The sequence below is a fragment of the Chryseobacterium gambrini genome (assembly GCF_900156825.1).
GTDB lineage: Bacteria > Bacteroidota > Bacteroidia > Flavobacteriales > Weeksellaceae > Chryseobacterium > Chryseobacterium gambrini.
The window spans coordinates 382,186-401,310 of sequence record NZ_FTOV01000003.1 but is presented as its reverse complement, the minus strand read 5'-3'; the positions used below and the strand labels follow the sequence as shown (position 1 = coordinate 401,310).

General features: G+C 37.7%; 15 protein-coding genes. 14 read left to right on the top strand and 1 reads right to left on the bottom strand.

Going from position 1 to position 19,125, the window contains the following annotated elements:
* Positions 1-49 precede the first annotated feature (49 nt).
* The 8 genes from BW951_RS08180 to BW951_RS08145 all read left to right on the top strand — a co-directional run bounded on the left by BW951_RS08180 (position 50) and on the right by BW951_RS08145 (position 11,697).
* Positions 50-412, top strand: coding sequence for a hypothetical protein (locus BW951_RS08180; RefSeq protein ID WP_076391659.1), 363 nt, complete (start codon positions 50-52; stop codon positions 410-412).
* Positions 413-506: 94 nt separating this feature from the next.
* On the top strand, positions 507-1,742 hold the full coding sequence (locus BW951_RS08175; RefSeq protein WP_076391657.1) for an MFS transporter: 1,236 nt from the start codon (positions 507-509) through the stop codon (positions 1,740-1,742).
* 90 nt (positions 1,743-1,832) lie between these two features.
* On the top strand, positions 1,833-2,477 hold the full coding sequence (locus BW951_RS08170; RefSeq protein ID WP_076391655.1) for a hypothetical protein: 645 nt from the start codon (positions 1,833-1,835) through the stop codon (positions 2,475-2,477).
* 27 nt (positions 2,478-2,504) lie between these two features.
* Complete coding sequence (locus BW951_RS08165; RefSeq protein WP_076391653.1) at positions 2,505-4,595, top strand: T9SS type B sorting domain-containing protein; 2,091 nt, start codon at positions 2,505-2,507, stop codon at positions 4,593-4,595.
* Between the two features lie 86 nt (positions 4,596-4,681).
* Entirely contained in the window at positions 4,682-7,027 is a 2,346-nt protein-coding gene (locus BW951_RS08160; protein ID WP_076391651.1) for a T9SS type B sorting domain-containing protein, read from the top strand.
* A gap of 163 nt (positions 7,028-7,190) precedes the next feature.
* Complete coding sequence (gene dnaB / locus BW951_RS08155) at positions 7,191-8,786, top strand: replicative DNA helicase (RefSeq protein ID WP_076391649.1); 1,596 nt, start codon at positions 7,191-7,193, stop codon at positions 8,784-8,786.
* Between the two features lie 20 nt (positions 8,787-8,806).
* Positions 8,807-9,283 carry a ribonuclease HI gene (rnhA, locus tag BW951_RS08150; RefSeq protein WP_076391647.1) on the top strand — a complete coding sequence of 159 codons (477 nt, stop codon included), beginning with the start codon at positions 8,807-8,809 and terminating at the stop codon, positions 9,281-9,283.
* Between the two features lie 161 nt (positions 9,284-9,444).
* A complete protein-coding gene (locus BW951_RS08145) occupies positions 9,445-11,697 on the top strand; it encodes a T9SS type B sorting domain-containing protein (protein ID WP_076391645.1) in 2,253 nt (750 codons plus the stop codon).
* A 129-nt stretch (positions 11,698-11,826) separates the two neighbouring features.
* Here the strand turns inward: BW951_RS08145 and BW951_RS08140 are convergent, their stop codons facing one another.
* Entirely contained in the window at positions 11,827-12,477 is a 651-nt protein-coding gene (locus BW951_RS08140) for a response regulator transcription factor (RefSeq protein ID WP_076391643.1), read from the bottom strand.
* 134 nt (positions 12,478-12,611) lie between these two features.
* Here BW951_RS08140 and BW951_RS08135 point away from each other — a divergent pair, with 134 nt between their 5' ends.
* The 6 genes from BW951_RS08135 to nadC all read left to right on the top strand — a co-directional run bounded on the left by BW951_RS08135 (position 12,612) and on the right by nadC (position 19,112).
* Positions 12,612-13,988, top strand: a complete 1,377-nt coding sequence (locus BW951_RS08135) for a sensor histidine kinase (protein ID WP_076391641.1) — start codon at positions 12,612-12,614, stop codon at positions 13,986-13,988.
* 110 nt (positions 13,989-14,098) lie between these two features.
* On the top strand, positions 14,099-15,226 hold the full coding sequence (locus BW951_RS08130; RefSeq protein WP_076391639.1) for a hypothetical protein: 1,128 nt from the start codon (positions 14,099-14,101) through the stop codon (positions 15,224-15,226).
* Positions 15,227-15,355: 129 nt separating this feature from the next.
* A complete protein-coding gene (locus BW951_RS08125; RefSeq protein ID WP_076391637.1) occupies positions 15,356-15,982 on the top strand; it encodes an NAD(P)H-dependent oxidoreductase in 627 nt (208 codons plus the stop codon).
* Between the two features lie 30 nt (positions 15,983-16,012).
* The gene (nadB, locus tag BW951_RS08120) at positions 16,013-17,584 is read left to right on the top strand and encodes an L-aspartate oxidase (protein ID WP_076391635.1); all 1,572 of its coding nucleotides are present in this window, start codon (positions 16,013-16,015) and stop codon (positions 17,582-17,584) included.
* Between the two features lie 16 nt (positions 17,585-17,600).
* Complete coding sequence (locus BW951_RS08115) at positions 17,601-18,239, top strand: hypothetical protein (protein ID WP_076391633.1); 639 nt, start codon at positions 17,601-17,603, stop codon at positions 18,237-18,239.
* Positions 18,240-18,251: 12 nt separating this feature from the next.
* Positions 18,252-19,112 carry a carboxylating nicotinate-nucleotide diphosphorylase gene (nadC, locus tag BW951_RS08110; protein WP_076391631.1) on the top strand — a complete coding sequence of 287 codons (861 nt, stop codon included), beginning with the start codon at positions 18,252-18,254 and terminating at the stop codon, positions 19,110-19,112.
* Positions 19,113-19,125: the final 13 nt, after the last annotated feature.

The window sequence follows — 19,125 nt, the reverse complement described above, 5'->3', positions numbered from 1 at the left end:
AAACGTATATTCGAAAAAAATTATAAATTTGGAAAACTAAAAAATAATAATGAAAGCATCTGTACTTTTAAAATCATCTTTATTGACGTCGTTATTTGTAATTTCATCTTGTGCAACCACAAAATATAGTATGGATACTGCTAAAAATGATTATTCTAATCTGGAGGCAGGAAAAGTGTATACTGTAATGATGAGAGATGGTTCCAAAAATCAAAAAATGTTATTCCGTAACGTGGAAGGAGATAATCTTATCGGAACGAAAGGAAAGAAAGACAGTACAGTAGTAACCATTCCTAAAGCCAATGTTGCTGCCGTAAGAGACAGCAGAAAAGCAGGAATTGCAACCGGAGCCACCATTATCGGAGCAGCGGGAGTTGCCGCTTTGGTGTTCAGTGCTTCAAGAGCAGACTAAAATAGATTTTATCTTTTAAGTCTCATTTAATTTTTCATTTAAAAAATGACGATAACAATAGCCTCAAGTTAATATTTGAGGCTATTTTTGTCGGATGATTTCATTTACCCCGCTACAGACATTGAAAAATGTCGAATTCAGAAACCTTCTTACCGGAAGATTTTTTATCGTTTTGGCTTTCAGAATGCTCGCTACTTTACTCGGATGGTGGGTGTATCAATTAACAAAAGATCCTTTTTCAATCGGTTTAATCGGACTTTCGGAAGTAATTCCCGCGGTAAGCTGCGCTTTGTACGCCGGTCATGTTATCGATATGAATGAAAAAAAACGGTTGCTTCTGATCTGTAATTACGTCTACATTTTTTTAATCAGCCTTTTGCTGATTCCTGCTTTCTTTAATGTTAAAATGCATTTTTCGGGACATGAGATCACTTACTTTATTTACGGTGTTATTTTTTTTACCGGTATTGCGAGAGCCTTCATCGGCCCCATTATTCCGGTGATGATTCCTAAAATTGTAAAAAAAGAAAATCTTCCAAATGCCGTTACCTTAAATCAGGCAACATTTCTGATCTCTTCCGTTTGCGGACATGCTGTCGGAGGTTTTCTGATCGGCTATTTTGGCGTAAAATGGACGCTGGTTGTCATCATTTCATTAATCTTTCTGGCTTCATTATTCTTTTTTCAGTTAAAAAAACAACATTCCGAATACAAAAAAGAGAATATTAACGTTATGGATAGTATGCGGGAAGGAATTTCGTATATTTTTAAGACGAAAGAAATTCTCGGAGCGCTGTGTCTGGATATGTTTGCCGTTCTTTTCGGAGGTGCGGTAGCGATGATTCCGGTGTATGCAACGGATATTCTGAAGGTAGGAGCGGAAGGATTCGGATTACTGAATGCCGCATCTGATATCGGGTCGATGTGCATCATCACCATTTTATCGGTGATTCCGTTAAGAAAAAATCAGGGTAAGATTTTGCTTGGCGTGGTTACAGGTTTCGGGCTTTGTATTATCGGTTTCGGGCTTTCGAATCTGTATTGGCTTTCATTTCTTTTCCTTGTGATGAGCGGAATGCTGGACGGAATTTCCGTAGTAATCAGAGGAACGATTGTTCAGCTGAAAACGCCGGACAACATCAGAGGAAGGGTACTGAGCGTAAACTCAATCTTCATTATGTCGAGCAATGAAATGGGACAGTTTGAGAGCGGATTATCTGCAAAATTACTGGGAGTTGTCCGTTCAGTAGTTTTCGGAGGAACCATGACGGTGCTGATTGCAGTGATTGTCGGGGCGACCAATCCAAAATTGAGAAAAATGCAATATTAGGGCAATATACACGTTTTTATTAAATAAATCTTAAAAACTTCAAATTAAAGTTAATAATTTTTTATATTTGTCTATAAAATATTTTCTATTATGGTAAAAAAACTATCTATTATCTTTTCTTTAGTGGTGGCTGCCTATGGCTTTGCACAAACCTCCGCTGAGAAAGGACTGGAGACTCAGATTGCAAAATTAGAGTCTGCTAAAAAATCTGAAGACTTTCAGCAGTCTAAGGATTATTTCATGAAATATGTAAATACCCTTTCCAGAGGTACTGAAACAAAAAAAGAAGACTGGAGAGCATATTATTACACTGCTTTATCATTGGTAAGAAGTGAAATCAGCTCTCAGCGACAAGGAAATACGCAAAATATTGATGAAACTTCCGGGTTGGCAGAAAAATATCTTTCAGGGGTATTTGTGAAAAATCCTAATAATGCGGAAGCCAATATTCTTTTGTCTCAAATTTATGTATTAAAAGCATCAAATAATTCAGCGGACAGTGCTGCTCATTTGGCTAAAGCAAACGAATATCTTGCTAAAGCAGAATCTGAAGACAAAAACAATCCTAGAATTGATGTGATAAAAGGCGAAATTGCATTTAATTCTAATAAAGAACTGGCAAAAACCTATTTCAATTCTGCTTTAAATAAATTTAAAACGTATAGTAAAAAATCCAATCTTGACCCAAATTGGGGGAAAGAAGATATTAACTACTATCTTTCTATTCTTAAATAATCATAATCAAGATAAAATTCTACTATTATGAAAAAAATCTACCTTATATTACTATTAATTTTTTCACAATTCTTTTTTGCACAGTCCGATTGCGCCTCTGCAATACGAGTATGTGGAAACTCAGATATTTCTTATTTTCCCACGGGCCCGGGAATCGTGGACGATCAGGTAAATGCCAACGGAAGCTGTCTGAGTGCAAACGAACATTACTCAGTTTGGTACGAGTTTACGGTGGCAACAGCCGGAACTTTAACTTTTACGATTTCTCCTCAGGCTCCTTATACCGCAGATTATGATTTTGCCGTATACGGACCTAATAAAACCTGTGGTACAAAAGGTGCTCCGATTCGTTGTAACTACGCAGGTGCGCAGGCTTTTCCAAACCAGACAGGATTACAGACAGGTCTTACAGGAAACTCTGGAGCGTGGAGCCCTGCACTGAATGTTCTTCCGGGAGAAACCTATTATCTTATTGTTGATAACTGGTCCGGAGCAAATGCTGCGATGGCTTTTTCATTAACCTGGGGAGGAACGGCTACATTAACTTCTCCGTTCAACGATCCTGCGATTCAGCCTAACCCGTTCAATCCTATCGGAATTCCGGGAGCTACCGCTTCAGATCCTAGAATCATCGAAGTATGTGATATTACAGCACCTTACAATTTCCAGACTAACAGTGCCAATATTGTAAACGGTAACCCTAACTTTTATGTAAAATATTACAGAACATCTAATGATGCTTTAGCGGATACCAATGCGATTACTTCTCCAATTGTTGTAAATACAACCAGTACCTATTATTATACAATTCGTTATCAGGATCCAACGAATCCTAATAACCCGACTAATAAATGTTTCAACGTTAATGCATTCAAGTTTAAAGATGTTACCTTTAAAGCAACAAATGCCAGTTTAACGGCGTGTAACAACAATAATAACGGGGTTGCCGTGTATAACCTTACCTCAACAACCTTATACACACCTAACCCGAATTACACTTACGTTATAAAGTATTATCCAACGCTTGCAGATGCCAATAACGGAACCAATGAGATTTTGAATCCTGCAGCTTACACATCGTCTACAGGAGATGTATATGCAAAAATTACAACCAACTTAGGCTGTTCTGATATTGCAAAAATTACATTAAACTTCTTCCCTGTTGTTGTGGTAACAGATGCAACATTAAGATCTTGTTATCTCGACACCAATCCGGCTTTAGCTTCTTTCGATCTTACTTTGGCTCCTGTAACTACTCAGGCAGGAACAAAAACATATTATCCGTCTCTTACGGATGCTATCAACGGAACGAATGCTATTCCAAATCCTAGTACTTATACTGCTCCGAACGGTGTTGCATATATTAAAGTAACCAACGGAAACGGATGTTATGCAGTAGCAAAAGTAACTTTAATTGTTCTTCCGCCAGTTTATTCAAGCGTACTTGAAGATAAGATTATCTGTATGGAAGATAAGACAACTTTAGATGCGGGACCTGGATTTACAGCGTACAAATGGAGTACAGGAGCTACTACACAGGCAATCAACAATGTAACCGTAGGAACTTACTGGGTTGAACTTAAAACAGGAAACTGCGTTACAAAACAGACTGTAAAAGTTTATCCTTCCGAACAGCCGGTAATTTCCAGCATCGATATTACAAACAATACAATAACTGTAAACGTAATCGGAGGAACTGCTCCTTACAAATATTCTTTAGACGGAATCAAATGGCAGGATTCAAACGTTTTCGAAAATGTTGCCAGAGGAGACAATACCGTTTATGTAAAAGATGGTTACGACTGTGATCCTCTTACGGTAACTGTAGTTGTTCCAAACCTAATCAACGTGATTACTCCAAACGGAGACGGTGTAAATGATGTGATCGACTACTCTGCTTTAGCAGGAAAACAAGGTCTTGTTCTAAGCATTTTCGACAGATACGGAGTAAAAGTTGGTCAGGCTGATAAATTCAACGGATACAAATGGGACGGAACTACCAATGGTAAAAAAGTACCTACCGGAACCTACTGGTATACCGTAGAATGGAAAGAAAATGACAAGAAAAACACACCATTCAAGTTCTCAGGATGGGTAATGGTTAAAAACAGAGAATAAACACCAGAAATTAAATAAAAAAAACCGCTTGGGAAAAGCGGTTTTTTTCACATCATAAAGTCTAATATATTTTTAAAATCTTTCTAATGAAGAAATTATTACTGCTGACTATTTTATTCCTGTCGCAAATGGTTTTCTCGCAATCAGATTGTATTTCGGCAATTCCTGTTTGTGGAAATTCAGACATTTCTTATAATCCGAGCAGTTCAGGAACCGTTCAGGAAGCCACTTCAGGAAGCTGTCTTGCCGATGAGCATTATTCTGTATGGTATGTTTTTACCGCTGCCACAACAGGTACTATAGAATTCACCATCACCCCAAATACAGTTCCGGGTGTAACGCATTATGATTATGATTTTGCGGTTTACGGACCCAACATCAATTGTGCGACATGGGATTTTGGAAACGCGATTAAATGTAACTTTTCCGGAACCAGCGGTCCTACAGGATTAAGCTCAACAATCACGGGAAGCCAGTGGGAAACTCCGCTGAACGTAATTGCGGGAGAAACTTATTATCTTCTTATTGATAATTATATTCCGAGTAATCCGTATGGATTTTCTTTAACGTGGGGAGGAACCGCATCTTTAACTTCTGCATTCAACAATCCTGCTTTAACGCCAAATCCGTTCATTACTCCGGGAACACCTGCTGCAAACCCTGCAGATCCGAACGAAATTTTAAAATGTGCTTTACCAACCATGTTTGATTTCAGCACATTGTCTACAGGAATTATCAATGGTAATCCAAACTTCACGGTAACTTATCATTTAACAAGTAATGATGCGATTACAGGAACGGCGCCTATTACAACGCCGATCATGGTAAATGCTACCACAATCTATTATTACAGACTTAAATATGTAGATCCGAATAACCCGACCAACCCGATAAACGGATGTTTTCAGGTTGGAAAATTCAAATTCAGATCAGGTAATATTGTTGTAAATAATGCTACGATTACTTCTTGTAATTATGATAATACAGGAATCGGTTATTTCGATTTAAATTCCGCAAACGTATACGGACCGACCAATGTTGTGAAAAAATACTATCCGACTATGGCAGATCTTACGGCAGGAACCAACGAAATTACAACACCGTCTGCTTATGCGTCTCAGGCTCCAAAAACAGTTTTTGTAAAGATTACCACCAATGAAGGATGTACTGCAAATGCAGAAATCACTTTGCAGTTTTTACCTGCACTTGCTGTAGTTCCGGCTACTGTAAAAGCTTGTAACAACAACAATGCAGGAACTGGTGTTTTTGATCTAACGGCTCCTGATGTTTATCCTACATCTACAAACGTTACAAAAAAATACTACCCTACTTTAGCAGATCTTAATGCAGGAACCAATGAAATTACCAATCCTGCAGCCTACACTTCTGCAGCTCCGAAAACAGTATATGTAAGAGTGAGAAATCCTCAGGGATGTACAGGTTACAACCAGATTACTTTACAATTTAATCCGGTAGTAACGGTAAATGATGCTTCTATTGAAGAATGCTACATTGAATCTAATGTAACGACTGCTTCATTTAATTTAACTGTACCAAGTGTAACAACACAGACAGGACACACCAAGAGATATTACAAAACGCAGACCGATGCTATTGCAGGAATTAATGAAATTTTAAATCCTACAACATATATTTCAACAACAGCCGTAGTTTATGTAAAAGTAATCAGCATAGAAAACTGTTATGCCATTGCAAAAATCAACCTGAAAGTTTTACCTCCGGTACAATCATCCGTTCTTAAAGATAAGATCATCTGTATTGAAGATAAAACAACGTTGGACGCAGGACCTGGTTTTGATGCCTATGAATGGAGCACGGGAGCAACGACTCAGTCTATCACAAATGTTTCTGCAGGAATCTACACGGTAAAACTGAAAACAGGAAAATGCTGGACATTACAGCAGGTGAAGGTTACCGCTTCAGTACAGCCTGTAATTACAAGTATAGACATCAACAATGATTCATTTACAATTAATGCAACAGGAGGAAAAGCGCCTTATAAATATTCTATCGACGGAGTAAACTGGCAGGATTCCAATGTTTTCACAGGTCTTCCGAGAGGTGAAAATAAAGCGTACGTAAAAGATGCCTATAACTGTAGCCCGATCAGTGTTCAGGTAACCGTTCCGAATCTTCTGAATGCCATTACGCCAAACGGAGATAACAAAAACGATTATATCGATTATTCTGCTTTAGCATATAAAAAAGATTTGGTTTTCACGGTTTTCGACCGATACGGAAATATGATTTACAAAGCAGACAAAATCAGAAATTACACATGGGACGGAACTTCCGGTGGTAAGAAAATCGTTACAGGAACTTATTGGTACACGATAACGTGGACAGAAAATGATAAGGATAATACACAAACGAAATACAGCGGTTGGGTATTGGTAAAAAACATCCAGTAATCATTTAATCTGATTTTCAAAACATTAAATCACCTCATTTTTGGGGTGATTTTTTTATTCTCTTTGCAAAGCCTTTCTGAATAACGGTTTCAAAAGTTATCCACAATTTTTTGTTAGTTACTCCGTTTCATTTGCTTTTCAAAAAAACTATCTTTGCACTATTATGGCGCAGAAAGAAACATTATCTTCTTTGACGAACGGAAATTTTGCAAAAGAACTCTCCATTGCAGACGGGAAAATGCCTCCCAATGCATTAGATTTTGAACGATTGGTGATTGGTACTTTTTTAATTGATAAAAAAGGGCTCGATCATTCCATCGATTTGCTTACCCCTGAAGTTTTCTACGATCCGAGACATCAGGTCATATTTTCTACCATTTTAAAATTATACGAAGGCAACCAGCCTGTCGATTTAATGACGATTATTCAGGAGCTTAAAAAAGAAGGAAAATTAAGTTCAGCCGGCGGAGACAGCTACATCATCGATCTTACGATGGGAGTAAGCTCTTCTGCCCATATAGAATACCACGTCCGCGTTATTCTTGAAAAATATATTCTTCGAAGCTTAATTAATGTTTCGGCAAACGTAATTGACGCTTCCTATAAAGAATCTACAGACGTTTTTGAACTTCTGGATAAAGCTGAACAGTCTTTTTTCGAGATCACAAACGGAACCATTAAAAAAGGATTCGATACCGCCAATTCACTGGTAAAACAGGCAATCGATACCATTAAATCTTTAAAAGACAAAGAAGGACTTTCCGGAGTTCCTTCCGGATTCCGCGATGTGGATAAAGAAACCGGAGGATGGCAAAACTCCGACCTTATTATTATTGCAGCACGTCCTGCGATGGGGAAAACAGCATTTCTTCTTTCGATGGCAAGAAATATTGCAGTGGGACATAAAATTCCTATGGCTCTGTTCTCGCTTGAGATGGCATCGGTACAGCTTATCACAAGGATGATTGCTTCCGAAACAAGAATTTCATCAGAAAAACTCCGAAAAGGAACACTGGACGATGAAGAGTGGGAAAGACTGTTCTCTAATGTTTCTGAACTGGAAAACGCACCATTATACATTGACGAAACACCATCACTTTCCATTTTCGATTTCCGTGCAAAATGCCGAAGACTTGTCATGCAGCATGGTGTAAGGCTCATCATGGTCGATTACCTTCAGCTGATGACAGCCGGAAGCGGCGGAAAAGGAGGTGGAAACCGTGAACAGGAAATTTCCATGATTTCACGATCTTTAAAAGCCATTGCCAAAGAACTGAATGTTCCGGTAATTGCACTTTCGCAGCTTTCGCGAAGTGTAGAAACACGTCCGGGAAAAAGACCTCAACTTTCCGATCTAAGGGAATCCGGAGCAATTGAACAGGATGCGGATATTGTATCTTTTATTTTCAGACCGGAGTATTATAAAATTACGGTTTGGGATAACGATGAAGAAGGACAGGAAACCTCAACAGAAAATCAGGCGGAGCTGATTATTGCAAAGCACAGAAATGGTGCAACTGCCGATGTGCGTTTATCTTTCTTAAAACATTTTGCAAAATTTGGAGATATTGAGGCTGCTTTTGACGGAGGAATGAGCGGAGGAGGATATCCTTCAAACTTTGGAAAACAGGAACCGAGCGGTTTTGATAAAATTAAAACAACCATTCAGCCGGGCGCAGCTTTTGATCTTCCCGACAGTTCAAAACTTTCAGGATCTTCAATGAATGATTTTGATGATGATGACGATTTTCCTTTTTAAATTCAGGGCAAGATTTAAAAATGAAAATTGAAATATACACCGACGGAGCGTGCAGCGGAAATCCCGGAAAAGGCGGATATGGAATTCTCATGCGCGTTCCTGAAAAAAATTACCAGAAAACATTTTCAAAAGGCTTCCGGAAAACCACCAACAACAGGATGGAACTTCTTGCCGTGGTTACTGCTCTGGAAAAACTGAAATCTCCCGATAACGAAATTCATATTTATACAGACAGTAAATATGTTGCGGATGCCATTAACCAAAACTGGTTAGCCGGATGGATCAAAAGAGGGTGGAAAAATGTAAAAAATCCTGATCTATGGCAGAAATTTGCAGCACTTTATAATGTGCACAAGCCCAAAATGCACTGGATTAAAGGTCATGCAGGACACTTTGAAAACGAATTGTGCGACAAACTTGCCGTAACCGCTGCTGCATCTGCAAATTTAGAAGTTGATTCTTACTTCGAAAATCTCGAAAACAATACATTATTTTAAACAGCAATTATGAGATTGCTGAGAAAATTTTTCAGCATTTCTTTCTTTTTCTTATCATTTATTACAAAATAAACACTAAATAAGGTAAATTTAATATTAAATACATATTATTTAATTAGGATTTAATATATTTACACGTCTAATTTTAAGCATGTTAATAAATGAATAAAAAACTACTCCTTTATTTATCCCTTTTCTTAGTTTGCTGTTTCGGAAAAATCTCCTCCCAAACCTATCAGCTTATCGGAAATCCCGTTAATACTACAGGTTGGAATATTGTTCCGTCTGCTACTGTAAATACAGATTTTATACAGCTCACCGCAGATCAGATCAGTCAGGTAGGTGGTATAAAATTAGACTCTCCCATCAATCTTAAGTACTGCGATAAATGGAGAGTGGAATTTGATTTCAGAATCGATGGAAACGGAACAACAACCTATGGACGCGGAGACGGTCTTGCTTTCTGGTATCTGGCGAATCCGCCGGCTTCTTATACTGCAGGTGGAGGATTAGGAATTCCGGCCAACTCTACCGGTCTGATGGTTGGATTTGACATTTTTAACAATACAACAGAAGGACAGATGAGCAAGGTTCATATTTTATATGGAACCAACAATACAGCGGGATCAAATATCGAATACAACAACACTCCCGGAAGTACATTCCACTCTCCGGATCTTAACCCTACACAACCTTTTGTAGGAGCAACTTTCAAACACGTTGAAGTAAACGGACAGGTAAATCCTGCAGCTCCTGCAAGCTGGATCATCACGCTTAAAATTGACGGTAATACAATTGTGAGTCAGTCATTTGCTCCTTCCGGTGCTGCGGCGACCATGACAACCGGTTATTTCGGATTTTCCGCTTCTACAGGTGGCGCAAGCGCAAGACATTCTATTAAAAATGTAAAAGTTTATATTGATAAAGTAGCACTGACCCAAACCTTGGTAACTGATACTTTCTGCCCGAATCCTACAACAGGACAAGGAACCGTGAATTTAACATCTTATCAGGGACAGTTTGTAGCCAATCCTGCCAATTATACGTTCTCGTACAGTGTGGGCGGAACTCCGATTACGAATCCAACCAACTATCAGTTCAGCGCGAATACTTCGGTTTCTGTTTTAATTAAAGACAATTCCGGATTGCTTTGTGATAATCCGGACGGGAAAATTCAGTTAAATCTTTCTCCGTTCACGGCAACACCGGCAACGCTTACGGAATGTAATAACAACAATACAGGAACGGCAACCTACAATCTTACGCTTGCCAATGTAAATGAACCTACAGGTTCTACCAAGAAGTATTACAAAAACATGGCGGATCTGAACGCAGGAACAAATGAAATTACGAATCCTACCGCTTATACTTCTGCAGCAGGAACCGTATATGTAAAAGTAATAACTCCGCTTGGCTGTCAGGGTTCTGCTGCAATTACTTTAGCATTTTATCCTCAGATTGCCACTACTGATGCTACTTTAGAGTCGTGCTTTATTGATAATGCACCGACCACAGGTTTATTTAACCTTACACAGGCAAACGTAACTTCTGCAACAGGCATTACCAAAAGATATTTTAAGACACAGGCAGATGCATTAGCCGGAACAAATGAGATCCTGAATCCCGCAGCTTATATAAGCACCTCATCGGTAGTGTATGTAAGAATTACGAATGTGACCAATTGCTGGACACTTGCAAAAATTACATTAAAAGTTTTAGCGCCAATTTATTCTTCCGTATTAAAAGATAAAATCATCTGTATCGATGCGAAAACCACTTTGGATGCCGGTTCGGGCTTTGACAGTTACTTATGGAGCACAGGAGCAACCACTCAGTCTATTGCGAATGTAACGCCGGGAATCTACTGGGTACAGCTTAAATCAGGAAGATGTACAACACAGCAGACTGTAAGGGTAAATCCTTCGCAACAACCCGTAATTGCAACGATTGATATTAAGAACAACACGATTACCGTGAATGTGAAAGGTGGAAAAACACCGTATCAATACTCTTTAGACGGGATAAACTGGCAGGATTCTAATGTCTTCACAGGTCTTGCAAGAGGTGAAGTGGTCGTGTATGTAAAAGATGCTTACAACTGTACGCCTATCCATGTTCAGATTACTGTGCCGAATCTGCTGAATGCTATTACCCCGAATGGAGACAACAAAAACGATTATATTGATTATTCCGCACTGGCGTATAAAAAGAATTTAGTGTTCACGGTGTATGACAGATACGGAAATAAAATGTACGAAGCCGACAAAATCCGAAACTACAAATGGGACGGAACAACCGGCGGTAAAAAAGTAATGACAGGAACTTATTGGTATACCATCACCTGGAATGAAAATGACAAAAACAATACTCAGACCTCTTACAATGGATGGGTACTCGTAAAAAATATAGAATAACACTTCTCTTAAAGATCATCCGTTTTCGGATGATCTTTTTTCTTGGAGCATTTTTAAAATTCCAATTACTGCGGCATGATGGTTTTTTACCACTTTTGCGGTGAATTCTGAAATTTATTTAAAGAAGTTTTATGAATTTATTTGATAAAAACCATTTTTCACGGCAAAAATAATCAGATCACTGGTTCTGTTGACATTAAATTTCTTCATAATGTTTTTATAATAGCTTTTAACGGTATGCACGCTCAGATTCATTTTATAAGCAGCTTCCTTAATTGTATTTCCTGAACAGATAAGCTGTAAAACATCTTTTTCTCTGGGAGACAGATGATAGACAATTTGCTCATCAGAAATAAAATTATTGATGATGTTTGTCCGCAGTTTTGTTCCGATGTATTTATTTCCTCTCATACATTCATGAATAGCTTCTATAAGCTCTTCTATGGTAGACTCTTTTGAGAGATACGCATCTGCGCCATAACGCATTGCCATTTTAACGGTTTGAGGATCTGAAATGGTGGATAAAACAATAAGTTTATACTCTTTCTTATTTTTACTTTTAAAAAATTCCTGGTAAGCTTTGAGTAGCTCGACACCATTTGTTCCGGGCATTAATAAATCTGTGATGATAATTCCGGGCAGGTTTCCGGGATCAATTCCGTCAAAAAAAAGCTGAGCGCTGTTGAACGTAAAGATCTCGGAAGCAACGTTCTGAGAGAGCAGACAGCTCTTTATTGCCTCTGCAATCATTTTATGATCGTCTATTATTGCGGTAACCATCTTTGTGTATATATGTTACAAAACTATCATAAAAATATCAGAATTTAATACCCCCTATTGGAGGGAGTGTATTTTATTACGATTGAGGGAAATAAAATAGTCAATTAAGTAGTAATTTGCATAAAAAACAAGTGATGAATGATATTCTGTTGGATAGTGTCTTTCCTTATATTACAATGGGAGCTATTGTAATCGTCATCTTATTTTTCTCATTCTATCTTCATTATGTAGAAGAACCTGTATTCAGGAAATACCGTAATTATCTTTGCTTCTGTTTCCTGTATCTTGTGATGAAGGAAATGATCCTCGTTCCTAAATATACACAAACACCTTTGCCTCTTTATTTATTAAGCGAATGTTTCATTTGGGGCAGCTTTGTGTATTATGTAAGGTTTATTTACAGCACAGTGGATTTTAAAGACAAAAAATCTTTTTTTGAACACCTTGTAAAAATTTCTCAGATTATTTTGATGCTGGGTTTCGTAATGTACGTTATAACACACGTTTTCTTTAAAGAATATAAAGATTTGTTCAGCATTATTTACATTTTCGTCTCGCTGTATATGTTGGGGGTTTCCGTTATTTTTATCCTTTTTTTATACAAAAGCAGATCTTTCCTGTATTACAAGTACTTATATCTCGGAAGTATATTTTTACTTCTTTTTAATATTATTGCTTCGTTTTTTGATGATCCTTCTAAAAATTTTTTCGGATTTACCAATCTTTCCATCATTTCGATGGGCTGGTTTTCAGAATTAATCATGTTCTTACTGGCATTGGGAATCAAAGTGAAAAATGAATGGGAAGAAAAACTTCGGATCATGCAGCAGAATCTTGAGCATGAAAAGAAAATACTGCTTCAGGAAATCGACAACCAAAAACTGGTCTACCAAAGCCGACAATCTGAAAGGTTACGCATTTCAATTGACATCCATGATGGAATCAGCAATGCCATTACCGGACTGAAGTTTTACATCAGCGATAAAAGACTTCAGGCTAAAGAAAATTCTGAGAAAATTCTGCTTCAGGATATCGAGCAGGAACTTAACAGTATTTATATGCAGGTAAGAGACTACATTCAAAAATTATACGGAGGACAGGATGAAGAAAAGTACGACATTTTATTCTTCCTGTCCTGTTTACAAAAACAGTATCACAGCTCTAATTTGAATCTCATTACCGATGTTGATGAATTGACAGTAACCAGAAATCTGAATATTGATCAACAAAATGAGCTTTATTTTATTCTGAATGAATGCATTGGGAATTCCATAAAACACTCTCAGTGCAATACCATAAAAGTTTCCATCTGTTTTGAAAATTCTATTTGCTGTTTTAAAATAAAAGATAACGGAAAAGGGTTCGATTATGCAGAGAAATTAAATGCAGATTCTGGTCATGGTCTTTCTAACATTATGCAAAGAATAAAAAAATTAAACGGAAATATAACTTTTGAAAACTCCTGCGGAACATTAATCTCAGGAAATTTCTCTTTCGCCAATCCTTCATGAATACCCCTTTTTGTGGGAGGAAAAAACACCCCGTTTTAGTGTGATGACAGTATTGATCCTGCTTATACCTTTGAAACATCAATTTTTATATTATTTTAAACACTTCAAAAATGAAAAAATTTATATTTCTGGGAATCCTTACGATTTCTTCGTCCGTTTTTTCCCAAGTAGGAATTAATACACCATCACCCAACGCCACGCTCGATGTTACGGGAACACCCAACAATCTTAATGCTACTGACGGGATGATCGCTCCAAGAATTACCGGCAACGAATTAAAACTAAAAGACCCGCTGTATGGCACTAACCAGACGGCTACCCTGCTATATGTAACAGCCGCAGCAAGCCCCACAACTATAAAAACAGCCAATGTTACTGAAGCAGGATACTATTATTTCGATGGTGCAAAATGGACAAATGGAAATTTCTGGCGCCTTTCCGGGAACGCAGGAACCACAACGGGAACCAACTTTTTGGGGACAACCGATGCACAAAATCTAATGTTTAAAGTAAATAATGTAGAATCGGGATATATTCAAAGATCTACAACTTCAACCGCCGGTTTTGATTATAAAACAAGCTATGGTTACAATTCAGGAGCAGCCATTACAACGGGAGATGACAATTCATTATTCGGGGCCCGCTCCGGAGCCGCATTAACAGCAGGAGCAAGAAATACCGCCATCGGCTCCCGGTCACTATCGAGTACAACCACCGGAAACGACAACACCGCTGTAGGTGCTTATACTTTAGCACTGAATACCTCCGGAACAAGAAATATGGCATTTGGCTCTAATGCTTTATTTAGCAATACAACCGGCAGTAACAACATTGCCATTGGCGATACTTCATTAAACAGTTTAAACAGTACAACCTCCGCAACATACAATACCGCTTTAGGGCAATCTTCTCTGGCCGGAATGAAGTCCGGAACAGGAAATACTGCTATTGGAGCCTCAACTCAGATATCTGATGATTTAACCAACGCAACGGCTATAGGATATAATGCATCTGCAACCCAAAGCAATAGTCTGATTTTAGGAAGTACCGGCGCTTTTGGGGTAAATGTAGGCATTGGAACCACGGCGCCAAAAACGAAGCTGCACATTACTTCAGGAGATATCTATTTAGAAACCATAGGAAATGGCGTTATTATGAAATCCCCCGACGGAAATTGCTGGAGAGTAACCGTAGATAATTCAGGAAGCTTTTCTTCGGCATCCATAAGCTGTCCATAAAAGATAAAAGATACTGTGAAAAAGATCACTTCAATTAGTTTTTGGGGTGATCTTTTTTTATGCCATATTTAGAACGAAATATTTTGTTTTAAGCATACTTAATTCGCATTCAATTCTTAAATTTGAACTATGAATTATTTAGAGGCTTTAAGCAGAAGATACTCTGTAAAAAAATTTAATCACGAAATTATTCCTCAGGAAACATTGCATAATATTCTTGAATCCGGAAAATTATCGGCAAGCTCTCTTGGTCTTCAGCCTTACGAAATTCTTATCGTGGAAAGTGAGGAAATGAAGCAGAAATTAATTCCCGCGTTCTACAACCAGTCACAGATTTCCACCTGCTCTCACTTAATTGTTATTGTTTCCAAAAAAATAGTAGACAACAATTACATCAACGGATATTTCCGGCACATTTCAAAAGTGCGGGAAACACCGCTGGAAAAGCTGGATCTTTTTAAAAACAGCATCAATCAGCATATTAATCAAAAAACACAGGATGAAATTTTCAACTGGGCAGAAAAACAGTCTTACATTGTTTTAGCGAATCTTATGTACGCAGCAGCGATAGAAAACATAGACACGTGCCCGATGGAAGGCTTCCGCCAGGAAATTATCGAAGAAATTCTGGAGATAAATCCTGAGACCGAAAAAGTAACTGTAACCCTCGCTTTGGGATACCGTTCGGAGGAAGATCATTTTCAACACATGAAAAAAGTAAGAAAACCAAACGAAAAATTGTTTAAATTTATTTAACTATTTAGACAATTGTCTTAAACCAAGGATATGATAAAAGCGGATGTACTAGTAATCGGTTCCGGAATTTCGGGACTTTCCTATGCCATAAAAATTTCTGAGCAGCTTCCTGATGCCAAAATAATCATCGTAACAAAATCGGACGAAGATGAAAGCAATACCAAATATGCACAAGGCGGTCTTGCGGTGGTTACAGATTCTAAAAATGATAACTTCGAAAAACATATTGCCGATACGATGCGTGCCGGAGACGGCGAAAACAAACGCGATGTCGTAGAAATGGTGGTTACGGAAGCACCTGCAAGATTCAACGAAATTGTAGAATGGGGGGCAAATTTTGACAAAAAAAACGGAGAATTTGCTTTAGGAAGAGAGGGAGGACATACCGAAAACAGAATTGTACACCACAAAGATATTACCGGTTTTGAAATTGAAAGAGCACTTTTACAGACCGCAAAAAGCAGCCCGAATATTGAGATTCTCGATCATCACTACGTAATTGATATTATTACACAGCACCATGTTCCGGGAAAAGAACTGAATGAAGGCGACATCCACTGCTACGGAGCCTATATTCTGGATGAAAAATCCAAAACCATTAAAAAAATTACCTCAAAAATAACCCTTGTTGCAACCGGAGGAGCGGGACACGTTTACAAAAACACTACTAATCCGACGATCGCAACCGGAGACGGAATTGCTTTCGTAGCAAGAGCAAAAGGAAAGGTTTCCAATATGCAGTATTATCAGTTTCATCCGACTGCTCTGTATAGCAAGCTCGACGGAATGCTGTTTTTAATTTCGGAAGCCGTTCGTGGTGACGGAGCCAAATTAAGAACAAAAAGAGGCGAAAAATTCATGCATAAATATGATGAGCGTGAAGAACTCGCTTCCCGGGATATCGTTGCTAGAGCCATCGATGCAGAAATGAAAATCACCGGAGACGAATTTGTAGGTCTGGATTGCCGTGAAATGGATCATGAAAAATTTCTTGAACATTTCCCGAATATTTATAAAAAATGCAAAGACGAAGGAATTGATCCTTTCAGTCAACTCATTCCTGTAGTTCCTGCTTGTCATTATCTGATGGGAGGAATTGAGGTTGACCGTGACGGACAGTCCTCTATCCGAAATCTTTTTGCGGTAGGAGAATGTACCAATTCCGGACTTCACGGAGCGAACAGACTGGCTTCCAACTCATTATTGGAAGGACTGGTTTTCGGGCACAATGCTGCAATGAAAACCGTTGAACTTTTAAATGAAAATAATTTCAACTTTGATGATCTGAAAGCCGTTCCGGAATGGGATGAAGAAGGAATGAAAATTATGGACGAAATGGTGATCGTTTCCTACCTTAGAAAGCAACTTCAGGAAATGATGAGCGATCTTGTAGGAATTGTACGAAGCAACCGCCGTCTGAATATGGCTTTGCAAAAACATCAGGAAATCGCTGCCGCAGTGAACGAAATTTACCACTACTCTATCCTTTCACCACAGTTATCGGAGCTCAGAAACTTAACAACCGTTGCCCACCTCATCATTACGCAGTCTATGGAAATGACGGAGAATAAAGGCGCGTTTTACAATAAAGATCTGGTTTAAAAATTCTTCCAATTTAATGAGGATTTCCAATTTAAATATTCTTACGGTAACGAACATTTTATTTTACTCAAGGATAGTTATTTCATTAATTTTTGGTGGTCTTATTTTATTTATAACAAATAATGGAAAAATGGTTGAAAATCAAATACTCAACGCAGTTTTGGTTTTTGGATTATTACTTTTCTGTTTATTGTTAGGACAAATAGGTTGTGTTTTACTAAGAATATATTTTACCTCTAAATCAAAATATCCTTATATATTAAATATCATTTGTAATATGTTAGGTTTTGGAAGAAAGCGGCTCCAAAAAGAAAATATCAATATTAATCTTGATGATTTTATTAAAGACAACAATCTTTCATTAATACTGTATTACATTAATAATCCTCAATATCCCATTTTAGATTTTCATAAAAATAAAATTCGTTATTTTACACAAGAATATGATTGGGAAAACTTTAGATGGAGATATAAAATTAAATCTCAAGGAAGAAATAGTATTCAAATATTAGAATATGAAGGAATTAATCAAAATAATGAGAAAATAAAAGATTTTATTGATTTCGAAAAAATAGATGCTGAAGAAAATGAAGTTCTGCTATTATTTATAGTTCATGATTTGTTATTTGGGAAATCCTCATCCATATATTATTAAACTTAAAAAAATATGAAAAGACCGGCATACGTAACCGATAAAGTTTTAAAACAGTTTATTAAAAACGCTCTTGAAGAAGACATTCAGGATGGCGATCATTCTACGCTTTCTACTATTCCGAAAGATCTGGAGCAAAGTGCAAAACTACTGGTAAAACAGGATTGCATTCTTGCAGGAGTAGAACTCGCTGAAATTATTTTTAAAACTTTTGATAAAAACTTAAAAGTTGAAACTTTTGTAAAGGATGGAGATGCAGTAAAATTTGGGGATATTGCTTTTATCGTAACCGGAAGCGCAAGATCAATCCTTTCAACGGAAAGACTGGTTTTAAACTGTATGCAGAGAATGAGCGGAATTGCAACGTTAACGCATGACTGGGATTCCAGACTTATCGGCACAAAAACAAAACTTCTGGATACCAGAAAAACAACCCCAAATTTCAGGGTATGCGAAAAATGGGCTGTTGCTATTGGCGGCGGAACCAACCACCGATACGGTCTTTATGACATGATTATGCTGAAAGACAACCATATTGATTATAACGGAAGCATTACGAATGCCGTAAAAATGGCAAAAGATTACATCAAAAAGAACAAGAAAAAACTTAAAATAGAAGTTGAAACCAGAAATCTGGAAGAAGTTCAGGAAGCAATTGATGCAAAGGTAGATAGAATCATGCTCGACAACATGGATGTAAAAACTATGAAGAAAGCCGTGAAGCTTATTAACGGTTCCTGTGAAAGCGAAGCTTCAGGCGGAATTACCCGTGATCAGCTTAAAGAAATCGCTTCTACAGGCGTTACCTACATCTCTGCAGGAGCACTTACCCACTCAGCAGAAAATATGGATTTAAGCCTCAAAGCCGTGAAATAGCATTGAATTTTTA